Origin of the sequence: Winogradskyella sp. (assembly GCF_028289625.1) — a bacterium.
GTDB lineage: Bacteria > Bacteroidota > Bacteroidia > Flavobacteriales > Flavobacteriaceae > Winogradskyella.
In genome coordinates, this window is the sequence record NZ_JANQOM010000071.1 from 18,299 (window position 1) to 32,354 (window position 14,056).

Consider the following 14,056-nt stretch of genomic DNA (forward strand, 5'->3'; position numbering starts at 1 on the left):
AATCACAAATTTAAGGCTTTTAAAACGGTCTGCTTATAGGTTTGGCCTATTGGAATTTTATGGTCGTCGATACTAATTTGATTTCCTGAAAGATGATTGAGCTTCTTTAGGTTAATAGAGAAGGATTTATGGATTCTTAGAAAATAATGAGGTAAGTTTTCAATAAACTTAGAAAATGTACTATGCGTTATTATCGTCTTTTGTTTTGTATGCACCTTTACATAATCACCAAAGGCTTCCAGATATTGAATGTCTTCAAAACGAATTTTATGCAATGCCTTATTTTCTTTGAGGATTATAAATTCATCATCATTTCCTATATTGTCATTATTGTGAAGTACCTTATTTACAGCCGTAAGGAATCGTTCATAGGCTATTGGTTTTAGCAAGTAGTCTATGGCATTGACCTCAAAACCATCAACGGCATATTGCGGATAGGCCGTTGTGAAAATTACCGATGGTGGATTTTGTAATGATTTGTAAAAATCCAGTCCTGATTGTTTGGGCATATTGATATCCAAGAACAATAAGTCAACCTTATCGTTAAGCTGTAAATATTTAAAAGCCTCCATTGCATTGTTACAAGTGGTTTTTAAGTCCAGTACTGGAGTTTGTGCAATGAAATGTTGCAATACCTTTTGTGATGATGGCTCGTCATCTATAATTAAGCATGAAATGGATTTATGGGATGTCATTGTTAATAGATAATCTTACTTTGAATTGTTCACTCGTTTCACTGACTTCAAATTGATGCCTATTGGGATACACCAAATTAAGGTTATTCCTAATGTTTTCTAGCCCAATACCAGAATGTTTTTCTCGGAGCTGATTTTTGTTATCGAGGTTTACGTTGGTGATTAAAAATTCGAAATTAGTGCCTGCTTGAGACATTTTAATCGATATGGGTTGAGTTGTTTTACTGGTGCCAATACCATGCTTATAGCTATTTTCTAATAAAGGTAAAAGTAGCATTGGATAGATTTTAAAACCCTCGTCTTTTACATCTAGGTCAAAATCTGTCTTATAAGGTGTTTTAACGCGATGATTTTGAAATGCAATATAATTCTTTAATAACTTTATTTCATCCCTTAAGGTTACTTGTTCTGTATCGGAATCATAAATCACATAACGCAAAATATCCGATAGTTGAACAATAGCATTGGTGATACCTTCTTTTTTTTCTAATGCTAGAGCATAAATTACATTAAGGGAATTGAATAAAAAATGTGGATTTATTTGTGATCTTAATGCGGATAACTGGGTTTCTATTTGTTGATTTTTTAAGCGTAAAAGCTTGTTCTCATTGGTGTTATAATAAAACCAGTCTTCAGCTAGTTTAATTAAAGTTGAGGCAATTAAGAAAATAGCAAAGACCAACAGAATATTTGTTTTGGACAAATATGAGATGAAAAAGTAACTGCTAAAAAGCGCATCTAATATAGGTTGCAACAGCCAACTACTTAAAAATGCAAAAAGTAATAGATTAAGAACGAAGCATGCAACGTAAATAATATACCGCTCTTTTTTTAAAAGTCTAGGCATTAGAATATAAAAATTGATTGATGCAGGTATGGCCAGAGCAGCTAAAAAAGTAACTGTATATATAAAATCGATAGTTATTGGTGTCTTCCCCTTTGAAAACACAAACAATAGAATAACAAAAGCTAAAGACCACAGCACACTATTAAATAATAGTGGTCTGTGGTAATTGGGCCTTTTTATAATGGAATATAAACTAAGGTTTTGCATCATGTGGGTTTAAAGTAACTATATCGTCCTTATTCCATTTATTTTCAATTTCTGAGGACATAAATTTTTTGAGAAAACTGTGTAGCTCCTCACTGCTAGCCGTTAAAACCAAATCTTCATTTACACCTACAGTTTCATGTTTTAACCGGATTTTTTGCTCATTAAACAAACGCTTTATGACAGATTCTGAAATCCAAGATAATATAATTGTGTCATCCTTATTAAAGTCGACTTTAGCGGCCGAATGGGTTTTCAATAAGTGTTGTGCATACATCCCATTTACATCATTTTCATCATAATATAAAGGGCTGAAATTCAAGAACAAATGCTCACCAACTTTAAAGGGCATGGCAATAAAATAGGCTTCATCACCCTTACTGATATATTCAACATAATAAGCATTTTTATACTGTTCAAATTCTTCATAGTCCTCTTTGGTGAGTTTACTTTTGTCCTGGTTTTCTTTTTCCCATTCTGTTTTGAACGCTAGAAATTTCCAAGTAGACTTTCCCTTTGTAATAAAATCACCTACAAGGCGGTCGTCAAAATATTGTGATTCTGCTGTGTAAAAGGGTTGAATAGATTTTACGATACATGAGCTTAAGAATAAAGCTAACCCGATTAAAATAATTGATGTTCTAGTTTTCATAATAAAATCTTTTAATGTTTAGGTCAAAAATCTAATTATTTAGAGCATATTTCAACTAATTTCGACCAACACAGAGCAACTCATGCCAAACATTTTGTAAACAACAAAGAGGGTAAATCCACCCTCTTTAATTGTCTTGATTTTAATAGAGAATTAACTCTTACAATATTCTTCGAGGATTTGTTTTAAATTATCCAAGTTGCTTAAATCAAACTCCTGATTTTTAATATCCTCTGATAGACTTTTACAGTTTGAAATATATTTTGCCAATTTAGATGAAATCTTGTCATTCTTTCGCTCATCGATCATGAAGCCTTCTTTCTTATCTGAAAACTTTAAAACATAAGTGTCTTCCTCTCCTGGCTTACTTAACACCATGTGTCCTTTGTTCTCATAAATGATTTCATAGAAATACGAATTGTCGAAACCAAGATTTGAGGCATTAGATAACTTCTTTAAAGCGTTACCTTTGGTTTTCATACCCATAAAGCATTTCTCAGCACCATCATCCATAGCGCAGAACTTTACCTTATCCTTAGCAGAGAATTTCTTTGTTCGTTCTCTGTTTTTCTCATTCTTGTATTTAACACTAACAAACTTCCCAAATTTGTCAATGGAATTCATCTCGGCAAAATCACTTTGTTGTTGTGATGGATCAATTTGAAGTTTTTCGAATATGGCATATACAGTGCCTTTATAAGTTTTACCGTCTTTATCGGTTACAACACCATCAACACCGTATAAATTAATACTATTTTCCTTGGCTAGCTTAATACGCTCCTTGCGTAACTTATCTTTATATGCTTTAGCTTCGTTTTGTAATTGGTAACCTCTTCCTAATAATTCTTCAACAAAAATTTGTGCTAGCGAACGGTCAAAACGACCAGACATCATGGTACGAGAACCATAATCGAATTTAAATTCTTCGTCTGTATACGTTTTTGCCTCTACGGTTGTGCATGTAGAGCAACCTTTGGCAGTTCCTACGGTAATACGGTCGAGATCAACTACATAATACGTGTTTTCTTTTGCACTATAAGTTGCTCTTCCTGCTATTTTTGTACCTCTCGAACCACCAAATAAAATCGTACCATCATCTTTAACAAATGCATTATACTTGCCAACAGTTTTCTGCCGTTCAGCCTCATCGGTTTTAGCAGACACTACTGCTGTGGCGTATTTATCACTTAGTTTTTCACGCTCAACGGCAAAGAACTCATCAACTTTAGCCATGTCTATACCATCCGAAGTTATGAGTTCGTATTTTGCACTTAAAAGTTTTATAATGAGTTTAGTAACACTAAAGGATGTCATTAGCACTTCGTAAGGTATTTCTGTTTTCTTTCCCTCGGCTGAGGTCAGTTCCAACCATTGAAAACCCTCTAGATTTGATGCCGACATACCCTTAAATTCTACATCAAAAGCTTTTTTACCTTCTAGAGTTGAAAATTTGTAGAAATTCCTAACATCATCATCTAACTTAGCTACCGCTTTTCCATCAAAAGTAACAACTCCTTTTTTTACTTTTATTTTTTGACCATGACTCAATAATGGAAGTCCTATTAATAATAGAAGAATAATTTTTTTCATACTAGATATTTGAATTGTAAGATTTTAAATGCATGCGAATTTACAACAATTAGGCATTATAATTTTGGCAATCTATATTCAACAGGATTAGTAGTGATTTCTAATCTTTCTTTTGACCTTAAACAATCTATAGATGCCTATAAGGAGTATTATTGCTGATGCTATGATTAGTATGATGCCATAAGATTTTATATCCGAAAAAAATTCAAGTTTCAATATGGTAACACCTGTTCCAAGAATAACGAGAAAGGTTCTAAAATAAGCCAAAAAGGTACGCTCATTGGCAAGCTTTGTGCGCTCTATGGCTAACCAGTCGCGAGTGATAAGTTGTTTGTTTTGATTTTCGGATGAATTTGGCATTAGTCGCTGTTACCTTTTAATAAATTAATACTAACCGTGGCCAATTCGCTATTTGGAAATTTAGCAAAATGGGTATCGTCTGGTTTTAGACCAGCTTTTTCTGCAATTTTTTTAAAAACATCGACTTCCAGTATGTATTGATCACTATAGCCATGTGTTGCATCATAAGCTGTTGCTGCAGTTTTTCCCAAATTGGCTGAAGCGAGTTCAGGATTTATGGTGTGTAATTCTATAATCAAAAGCCCAAATTTATCAACATAAGGTTTCCATTTGACTAAATGTTCTAAAAGAGAAGCTTCAACATCATTATTACCCAGTCTGTTGCCAGCACTGGCATAGGCACCAGAAGAATCACTAATAAAATCATAGGTGTTAATAGGTGCTTCCCAAATTCGGTTATGATCTAAAAACGTTCTTACGTTTAATAAATCTTTTAAGTCTATGTTATAATCTTCTTTTAAATCTGAAGCCAAGACCTTTGGTCTCCCTATATCTCCCCAAATGACTTTTGCCCAGATATCTGCAGCAATAAGGTTGGCCCTTGTAACCTTAAGTGCTGCCTTGTTAAAATCTGCACCAACAAGAAACAGCGGATAGTCATCAAGCATTTTTCCTCTTAGAGTTTGCTGTTCAATAACATTAAAAATATGTTCAATAAAAGCACCATTACCACAACCCATATCTAGAATACCCTTTGGTTGGTAATCAATCGGTCGGTTAAACAAGTCAATTATAACTTGGTCTATGACTTTAAAATAAGTAGCGTGTGCACCACCACTTCCCCAAACATTCATTTCGCGATGCACATGTTTTTCAGTTTCATATGGTGAGCTTGTTTTAAGAATGAGTGGATTACCAAAAATGAGTTCATCGAGTTGTAAAAAAGTGGGTATATAGGATACTGTAACTCCGTAAGCACTTGCACGCTTAGCAAAAAACAGGCCTTTATCCGTAAATTGATAGGTGTTCTTTTTTTTATTAAACCACCCAAGATGCGCAAAGAAGTCTAATATTTTTTTAAAGCTTTCAGGATCTTTATGATATTCCTCTGCTGTAAATGACGCTTCCATAAAGTATTTGTGGAATAAGCCATTTACCCCTAAAAGAACGATGATTGGACCAGCTATAACCCCTTCGATGTGCTTGTAAATTTGATATTCAATAGAATTCTCATCACTGATATCCAATCCAAAATGAGTTTCGAACTTATTAAAAATACGCTCCAAGGCGACAAATGCATCTAGACTAATCATTTTGTCCTGAGCAAAACGATCCGAATATTTTAAAAGGTTTACGGCATCTTTGTACAAATGAACCAAATCAAAAGCCGCTTTTGATTTGTTATTTGTTTTATAAGTAATCGTATTGCTTTTATTGTCGAGGTGTTGCACTAGCCATCCTTGGGAGCATAAGACTCTAAGCGCTACATTTAGATAGCCTTCATTGGCATCAAATAAATCTGCGAGATGCTTTAAAGAAACAGATTCTTTTTCTAAAAGATAGTTTAAAACCTCTTTTTTGTGAAGTGAAAAAGCAGATGTCGCAGTCGCAATACCATCTAGGTGACGAAAAATGATACTTCTAAGATGTGACTTATCCGATTTAGTTAACATGAAGCATAGATTAGTATTTAAATATAAAAAAACCATCATAAAAATGATGGTTTTTGAGATTTATATTTTGCTAATCGAATAGCTCAACAACTTTACCTTCGTCTTCTTTTTTTATGGTAATGAGTAATTTTCTAAAGCCTAAACTATTTACCTTATAGACCTTGGTGCCAACAGACCAGTTTTCTTTACGTTTCGTATTTGGCATCATAGGAAAACCATAGCTAAATTTTGTGCCATCTGGTTTAGGTCCTACAACGAAAAAATTGTTTCGATTCGTTGAGTTGTTTTTAATTTTGAATTTAATAAAAACAGCATCTAGATTCTTAATCTTGTCCTTTTCTGCTAAGGATAATACTTGTCCACCATTTTTCTTTTTTACGTCAAAATTTTCTGGTTTGGATAAGTAAAATAATTTACCGTCATTTGATACTTCCGCCCAAAGTTTTTCGGTAGGGTTTACTGTAACATTTCCCCAGCTCCATAGATTAACATATACTTTTTCTGCTTTGGTTTTAGAGGCATCGACTTTGGCTAATTCACTTCCGATTCTTAACTCTTTGGTTTTGCCTTCTACAATGATATTACCAATAGGAGCCATAATTTGCAAGTAATCATTATTTAGATTAATGATTCTTGTAGTATCATGTGTGTCAGATTCTACACGCTTAAGATTTGGCGTACCTATTGTTATGATAATTGATTTGGATGGTGATATCCATTCCTTTTGGTCGAGGTGTAGTTTATTATCAATAATTTCTCTATCTATTAAATCTAATAGATTTTCATCTGCTGTAATGGTAAGGCTTTCTTCAGCCGATTGGTCGATTGTAATCTTCGCGTAAAGATTGATTTTCACTTCTTCGATGTTAGTTACATTATAGGATTTGGTAACAATAGTGTTGTTTCCTTTTACTTGTCCTAAGGCTATGTTTGTAATGAGCAATAGTAATATACTTAACTGTTTCATTGTTTTTTGTTTTTTAATTGTTTATGTTTTGTTGTTGTCCTTCAGGGTTATTAAATACGGCTTCGTAGATTATGGTTTCGGGTTTGTATTCAAACTGAATACTTCTGTTGTTTTGTCCTTCAAGTTCAAATTCGCCATTGTTCACAAATTTGAATTCTATGCCGTTAACAGCAGTTTTCTGAGAAAATGTGCCTTCGTATATACCATCTCCGTCATCATCTGTTAAAGGAGCGGTTTCGTTCCAAGGGCTCGAGGTGAAATTACCTCTTATTCCAATATTTTCTGTGTTTTCTACTCCGTTCATATCAACTTTGAATGTTACGGTCTTTGTATGTGTTTCTTGTACACAGCTTTGGGTTATAATTAACAAATAAATAATTATTGCTTTTAAGTATTTCATTTTTTTAAGATTTTAATTGTTTACAGATTATTAACTTAATCATACATAATTAGTCTCTAATAGACATTTAACAAATGCCATTATTGGCTTTCATGATTATTTAATTTTTGTGTAGTTATAGGTGTTTCTTAGTATACGTTCTTTAGTATCTAAATAAACCACTTCCTTAGATACGGAATAGGTTGAGTCTGTCATAGTATGCGTTAAATACATATCTGCCTTTCTATTGTCATCCTTACCTCTGTAAGTAGTAACTAGAATTTTTGTGCCATTATCTTCAGTAAAACTTAGCACCTTTTCATCGCCAAAATAGGTGCCGTTTTTCGTGATTTTTATTGAACCTTTATAGTTTTTGCTAGGCTCATAGGTATATTGAACTTGAGTAATAATTTTATCACCTTCAATTTTGAATTGCATCGTTGCATCAACGGTAGATAATTCACCTGATTGATAATCCTTATAAGTCAAAGTACCCTCCCAACTCGTGTTGTTTATGCTTTCAAAATCAGAAAGTTTAATGGTGTCTTGTGCGTAGAAAGTTAACCCAACAAGAAAAATGCTTAATGTTGTAAATAGTGTTTTCATAATAATATTATTTTAATTTTTTACTAATGAGATAGTCCAGTCCAAAACGACCTGATCCTAAAATAAGGTTATACAGAGCTACCCAGAGGAATCCCATAGCTGGTAGCATGCCCCAAAGACCTTGATTCCATTTCTGCATAAATATGGCAGTAAGCATTGTGCACATGATAAGGAAAGAGGCTATTCTTGTTTTAAGCCCAAGCATTAAGAATAAACCACCAACCGCTTCACTAAAGGCTCCCATCCAGGCGAAAAATATTGGTGCCATAGCAAAGATGCCGCTATAAGATGCAACATCTTCAGGAAACCATGCGGACACTTCAAATAAATTGAGATTTTGGCTATCTGCAGTCCAAGGCATCCCAAATTTATCGGCTCCGAACATCGTTGTGAGCCAAAATCCACATAGGATTCTTGGGATGGCTAAAAAAGCATCTGCAAACCAGTGTTTTTGTGTTACAGGATTTACTACTAATTTTAATAAAGATTTTATTCGTGTCATAACAAAAGGATTTAAATTGTTCGATGACACAAATTTCTAACAAGTGTTGTCAGTGGACGACTTATAATGTACTAGAGCGTCCTAAATACGATTTGAGACGTCTTAATTTAATTTGGTTTTTAAATATTCGGTAGGAGAGAGGTGGGTCAATTTTTTAAATACACGGTTAAAAGTAGCCTTGCTATTAAAGCCACATTCTTGAGCTATACCAAGCAATGACAGTTGCTTGTGCTTTTCTTCTTTGAGCATATTTTTGAAGGCTTCAACACGATAACCGTTAACAAAGTCATTAAAGTTCTTTTCGAAAGCCGTATTAACAATTTCGGAGAGTTGTCCACGAGACATATTTGCCATTTTTGCCAAATCGGATAAGTTGAGCTCCGGATTTAAATAGACTTTATCATCTTCCATTAATTGTTTAACAATGGCAATGTCATTCTCCGAGATTGATTTTTCTTCATCAAAGACATTAGCGTCTTCAGGAATGCCTATGATTTTGGGAGAGAACGAAAAATCTAATTTATTGAGTTTTGTAGTATCCGTAAAATAACCTTTAACACCTACATAAAGTGTAACGATGGCCATAGTTAAGTTAAGCCACCAACGTTGCTGATAGCCTAAATCTATAAATCGAGACCCAATAATATCTTGAATTGTACCGTATAGGAATAGTAAGCTAAACAGAATTAAGAAGCTGAGAATCCAATTGAGTTCTAGCTTATAGGTGTTAGAGAAATATTGAATAATCTTTTTTCTATAACTATAGAATAGCTGAAAGGTGAATGCCAAATACATAAGCATAAAGGGAGCTTCGATGTAGCCCATAATTGGTTGCCAATACGCTTCATCGAGTTCTATTTTTAATATACCGTTTTGGGTTTCGTGAAAACCTGGTTGAAACGCATCGTAGGTGTAAATACTCAAGCGATAAAACACATACAAAAACGCTAATGAAAAATGCCACCAATATTTTTTCTTGAATTTGAAATTTGATGTAGTTATGGACTTTACATAGAGATAGATTAATGGTGCTATTCCTACTGCAATATTGATAAGGAAATAATTGATTTTTGTGGTTCTGAACTCATCATACCATCCCATAAACCCAACGGTATAGCATATTTGCGAGTAGCAGGATAATAGCAGAATTAAGCCTAAAAACAAATCTGATAGATGCCGCTTTTTGTAATATCTTATAAAAAGTAATATCACAAATATCAGTCCTTGCAAAACAAGGATTAACAATGGCAAGCTGTGTCTGTTAAAATCTGGAAACATTAATCGGTATAAGAATAAAACCTAAATGTATAGGATTTATCTCAATTTAGGAAAATCAATAAGGCTCATTTCGTATTTGCAATACAAATCGAGTAGTTTTCATAGGATTAAGTATCGCTTAAAATCGAACGGAATGTTTTTGGTCGTATGGTATCGAGATCCTTGGTTTCATACGGTATCATTTTAAGAATATATTCAAAGGCTCTTATTCTTGCACTGGTCTTTCTGTTTGCTTTAATGATTTTCCAAGGTGAATGAACTTGTGTTTTCTTAAACATAACTTCTTTATATTTGGTGTACTCATCCCATAGGGACAACGCTCGCCTATCTACATCACTATATTTCCATTTTTTAGTTGCAGTATCTATAATATCTTTAAAGCGACGTTCTTGTTCGTTTTTGGTAATGGAAAAATAGAGTTTCAGCAAATAAATACCAGATTCTTGAATCATTTTTTCAAATTCATTGACTTGGGACATAAAAATATCGTATTGCTTTTGCGAACAAAATCCATTTACAGGTTCAACAACCGCACGATTGTACCAGCTTCTATCAAAGAATACGATTTCACCATTATTAGGTAATCTGTTGATATAGCGTTGAAAATACCACTGACCATTTTCCGTTTCATTTGGTTTTGGCAATGCAACAACCCTAATGGCACGAGGAGGTAAATGCTGAATAATTCGTCGTATAGCACCTCCTTTGCCAGCAGCATCTCGTCCTTCAAATAGAATAACTACTTTTTTATTATTAGCTGCCACCCACTGCTGGAGAATCAACATTTCTTCCTGAAGTTTTTCTAAACGCCTTTCATATTTAACGTTTCTCACCGTTTTGTTGATATCTAAATGCTGCTGTCTAAGTAAGGCACCTAAACCTTTTTTTGTATTGATGATACTCAATTCTTTTTCTGATAAATTTCGAAGAGGACTCATTATTATTGATCTAATTGAATGGTATTTCTAAAGTAGCGTTGTACAATGTTTGGATCTGGTAGTATGGACTTGCAATTATTACCCTTGTTTTCATAATCGAATAAACTTAGTACATATTTTATACTCTCTAGTCGCGCTCGTTTTTTGTCGTTGGATTTGATAATTACCCAAGGTGAGAAAGAGTTATGGGTTCTGGAGAACATTTGATCTTTATATTGTGTGAAATCATCCCATAATTCTTGACCTTTTTCATCTACGGGACTAAACTTCCACTTTTTTAAAGGATTATTTAAGCGCTTTTCAAAGCGACGCAATTGTTCGTCTTTAGAAACAGAAAACCAAAATTTTATAATAGAAGTGCCTGACTCATAGAGCATGTTTTCAAATTCAGGAACCTGAATTATGAACTGGTCGTATTGTTGCCTGGTACAAAATCCCATAACAGGTTCAACCACAGCTCTATTATACCAACTCCTATCAAAAAATACGATTTCACCTGCATTAGGTAGTTCCTTAATATAGCGATTAAAGTACCATTGGTTTTTTTCTACTTCTGTTGGTTTATTTAACGCGACAATTCGCATGGCTCTCGGGTTGAGATGTTCCTTAAAACGTTTTATGGTTCCACCCTTGCCAGAAGCATCCCTGCCTTCGAAGATGATGGCAATTTTTTTATTTTCTTTCTGTACCCATCTCTGAAAGTCAACTAATTCGGCCTGAAGCGGTAGTAATTCAATTTCGTATTGGTACTTTTCTAAGGCAGATTGAAATAATAAGTGCTCGTCCTTATATTTATCCAAATAGGCAACCAAATCGGAATGTTTTTTAAAACTCGCTAGGACATCTTGTGTAAGCATAGACAATTAATTAAGCTGGAAATTATCAAATTTATATGTTATAACCTCGCTATTTTATGATTTTTGTCATTTCAAATTAATGATATAAAAAAAGCCTTCTTTTTAGGAAGGCTTCATACGAGTTAGTCTGTATGTTATCTCAATTTTGGAAAATCATTTGGACTCATTTCGTGCATAACGTCATAAACGGCTTCAAAAATATCTTCAGTAGATGGTTTTGAGAAGTAATCACCGTCAGATCCGTAGGCTGGCCTATGTGGTTCGGCAGCCAATGTTTTAGGCGAGCTATCTAAATATTGAAATGCATTTTGTGCATTTAAAATATGATCTAGTATATACGCAGAAGCTCCACCTTTTACATCTTCATCAATGACCATGACGCGATTTGTTTTGGCTATACTTTTTACGATATCGTGATTTAAATCAAAAGGCAATAAGGATTGTACATCAATGATTTCTGCATCAATGCCAACTTCGAGCAATTCCTTAGCAGCTTGTTCTACCAATCTTAATGTAGAACCATAAGAGACTAAAGTAATATCCTCCCCTTGCTTAATAGTTTCCACAACTCCTATAGGTGTTTTAAACTCACCAATATTACTTGGCATTTTTTCTTTTAAACGATAGCCGTTCAAACACTCCACTATTAATGCAGGTTCATCACTTTCCATAAGTGTATTATAAAATCCTGCGGCTTTGGTCATATTTCTTGGCACAAGGATATTAACACCTCTAATAAGGTTTAATATGCCACCCATTTGCGATCCAGAATGCCAAATACCTTCTAGGCGATGGCCACGTGTTCTAACAATTAAAGGTGCTTTTTGTCGACCGACCGTTCTATACTGAACTGTAGCCAAATCATCGCTAATAATTTGAAGTGCATACAATAAATAATCTAAATATTGAATCTCGGCAATAGGTCTTAAACCTCGCATAGCCATACCAATGCCTTGCCCCACAATAGTAGCTTCTCTAATGCCAGTATCGGAAACCCTTAGTTCACCAAACTTTTCTTGAAGGCCTTCCAATCCTTGGTTAACATCACCGATGTAACCTGCATCCTCACCAAAGACTAAAGCTTCAGGGTATTTTCTAAAAATCACTTCAAAATTATCCCTGAGCACAATTCTACCATCAACTTCTGTTGCATTGCTATCATATATGGGAAGAACTTCTCCTTGGTTTGTTGCTTTTAAGTCAGACTCGCTATATAAGTGGGAACTGTATTTAGGTCGTATTTGTTCTAAGTAACTATTAATCCAACTTTGAAGAGCTAACTTTTCTGGGGTATCGTCCGAGATAACATAGCGTAGGGCTTTGCGAGCTATTGACAAAATGTCTTTGTGCAACGGTTCGTCAATACTCTCTAAATCATTTCTAAGTTTGTTGATGAATGCACTATTAGCACTTGATGCTGCTGCACGTTCTAAAATAGAAATGACGGTTTGCTTTTCTTCAAGAATAGGTTTTAAAAATTTAGCCCAAGCCGCCTTTTTGCCTTCTCTTACAGCCTTTTTTATAGCTTTCTCTAATATGGACAACTCTTCATCAGTAGCAATATTATTGGAAATCATCCACGTACGCATTTGTGCATTGCAATCGTATTCGACTTCCCACGCCAATCGCGACTGATCCTTATATCGCTCATGAGAACCAGAAGTTGAATGCCCTTGAGGTTGCGTCAATTGTTGCACGTGGATCATCACAGGAATATGCTCTTTTCGTGATATTTGGGCTGCACGTTGATAGGTATCAATTAGTTCGGCATAGTTCCAACCATTGACTCTAAATATTTCGTAGCCTTTATGGTTTTCATCACGTTGAAAACCTTTTAGGATTTCAGAAATATTTTCTTTGGTAGTTTGGTGTTTGGCATGTACCGAAATTCCGTATTCATCATCCCAAATGCTAATGACCATGGGTACTTGCAATACTCCAGCGGCATTTATGGTCTCAAAAAATAGACCTTCGCTGGTACTGGCATTTCCTATAGTTCCCCAGGCAATCTCATTGCCATTTCTAGAAAAGTTGGTAGTGTCAATACCTTCTACGTTTCTGTATATCTTAGATGCTTGGGCTAGCCCAAGCAATCTTGGCATTTGACCAGCAGTAGGAGAGATGTCTGAACTAGAATTCTTTTGCTCAGTTAAATTTTTCCAGTTACCATGCTCATCCAAACTATGTGTTGCAAAGTGGCCACCCATTTGTCGGCCAGCTGACATCGGCTCTTCTCTTATATCCGTATTAGCATATAAGCCCGCAAAAAACTGTTCAATGGTTAACTCGCCTATAGCCATCATAAAGGTTTGATCCCTGTAGTAACCAGATCTAAAATCCCCATTTTCAAAAGCCTTAGCCCATGCTATTTGTGGTACTTCTTTACCGTCACCAAAAATACCAAACTTGGCTTTGCCTGTTAAAACCTCCCTACGACCTAACAGGCTACACTCGCGACTTGTTACAGCTAGCTTGTAATCGTTTACAACTTCTGCTTTAAAATCTTCAAATGTAATTTCTGTTTTTATGTCTGGATTAGTTTTCATTTGGGAAATTTTTTGGAAGCAC

The 14,056-nt window shown here is 34.6% G+C and carries 14 protein-coding genes; all 14 read right to left on the bottom strand.

Going from position 1 to position 14,056, the window contains the following annotated elements; translation table 11 throughout:
- Nucleotides 1–2: 2 nt before the first annotated feature.
- The 14 genes from Q0992_RS14210 to Q0992_RS14275 all read right to left on the bottom strand — a co-directional run bounded on the left by Q0992_RS14210 (nucleotide 3) and on the right by Q0992_RS14275 (nucleotide 14,034).
- Nucleotides 3–695 carry a LytTR family DNA-binding domain-containing protein gene (locus Q0992_RS14210; RefSeq protein ID WP_299525807.1) on the bottom strand — a complete coding sequence of 231 codons (693 nt, stop codon included), beginning with the start codon at nucleotides 693–695 and terminating at the stop codon, nucleotides 3–5.
- Nucleotides 682–1,752, bottom strand: coding sequence for a sensor histidine kinase (locus Q0992_RS14215; protein WP_299525810.1), 1,071 nt, complete (start codon nucleotides 1,750–1,752; stop codon nucleotides 682–684). The genes Q0992_RS14210 and Q0992_RS14215 overlap by 14 nt, the downstream gene beginning before the upstream one ends.
- Nucleotides 1,736–2,398, bottom strand: a complete 663-nt coding sequence (locus Q0992_RS14220; protein WP_299525813.1) for a hypothetical protein — start codon at nucleotides 2,396–2,398, stop codon at nucleotides 1,736–1,738. The genes Q0992_RS14215 and Q0992_RS14220 overlap by 17 nt, the downstream gene beginning before the upstream one ends.
- Nucleotides 2,399–2,551: 153 nt before the next feature.
- Nucleotides 2,552–3,988, bottom strand: a complete 1,437-nt coding sequence (locus tag Q0992_RS14225; protein ID WP_299525816.1) for a hypothetical protein — start codon at nucleotides 3,986–3,988, stop codon at nucleotides 2,552–2,554.
- An 87-nt stretch (nucleotides 3,989–4,075) separates the two neighbouring features.
- Nucleotides 4,076–4,348, bottom strand: coding sequence for a DUF202 domain-containing protein (locus Q0992_RS14230; RefSeq protein WP_299525819.1), 273 nt, complete (start codon nucleotides 4,346–4,348; stop codon nucleotides 4,076–4,078).
- Entirely contained in the window at nucleotides 4,348–5,961 is a 1,614-nt protein-coding gene (locus Q0992_RS14235) for a class I SAM-dependent methyltransferase (RefSeq protein WP_299525822.1), read from the bottom strand. The genes Q0992_RS14230 and Q0992_RS14235 overlap by 1 nt, the downstream gene beginning before the upstream one ends.
- 70 nt (nucleotides 5,962–6,031) lie before the next feature.
- Entirely contained in the window at nucleotides 6,032–6,928 is an 897-nt protein-coding gene (locus Q0992_RS14240; protein WP_299525825.1) for a DUF2807 domain-containing protein, read from the bottom strand.
- A gap of 13 nt (nucleotides 6,929–6,941) precedes the next feature.
- A complete protein-coding gene (locus tag Q0992_RS14245; protein WP_299525828.1) occupies nucleotides 6,942–7,328 on the bottom strand; it encodes a hypothetical protein in 387 nt (128 codons plus the stop codon).
- A gap of 96 nt (nucleotides 7,329–7,424) precedes the next feature.
- Nucleotides 7,425–7,913 carry a hypothetical protein gene (locus Q0992_RS14250; RefSeq protein ID WP_299525831.1) on the bottom strand — a complete coding sequence of 163 codons (489 nt, stop codon included), beginning with the start codon at nucleotides 7,911–7,913 and terminating at the stop codon, nucleotides 7,425–7,427.
- Nucleotides 7,914–7,920: 7 nt separating this feature from the next.
- Nucleotides 7,921–8,415 carry a DoxX family protein gene (locus Q0992_RS14255; RefSeq protein WP_299525834.1) on the bottom strand — a complete coding sequence of 165 codons (495 nt, stop codon included), beginning with the start codon at nucleotides 8,413–8,415 and terminating at the stop codon, nucleotides 7,921–7,923.
- 102 nt (nucleotides 8,416–8,517) lie between these two features.
- Nucleotides 8,518–9,627: an AraC family transcriptional regulator gene (locus tag Q0992_RS14260; protein ID WP_299525837.1), complete on the bottom strand. Its 1,110-nt coding sequence runs from the start codon at nucleotides 9,625–9,627 to the stop codon at nucleotides 8,518–8,520.
- Between the two features lie 173 nt (nucleotides 9,628–9,800).
- On the bottom strand, nucleotides 9,801–10,631 hold the full coding sequence (gene ppk2 / locus Q0992_RS14265; RefSeq protein ID WP_299525840.1) for a polyphosphate kinase 2: 831 nt from the start codon (nucleotides 10,629–10,631) through the stop codon (nucleotides 9,801–9,803).
- 2 nt (nucleotides 10,632–10,633) lie between these two features.
- The gene (ppk2, locus tag Q0992_RS14270; protein ID WP_299525843.1) at nucleotides 10,634–11,488 is read right to left on the bottom strand and encodes a polyphosphate kinase 2; all 855 of its coding nucleotides are present in this window, start codon (nucleotides 11,486–11,488) and stop codon (nucleotides 10,634–10,636) included.
- 134 nt (nucleotides 11,489–11,622) lie between these two features.
- Nucleotides 11,623–14,034, bottom strand: coding sequence for a thiamine pyrophosphate-dependent enzyme (locus Q0992_RS14275; protein ID WP_299525846.1), 2,412 nt, complete (start codon nucleotides 14,032–14,034; stop codon nucleotides 11,623–11,625).
- Nucleotides 14,035–14,056 lie beyond the last annotated feature (22 nt).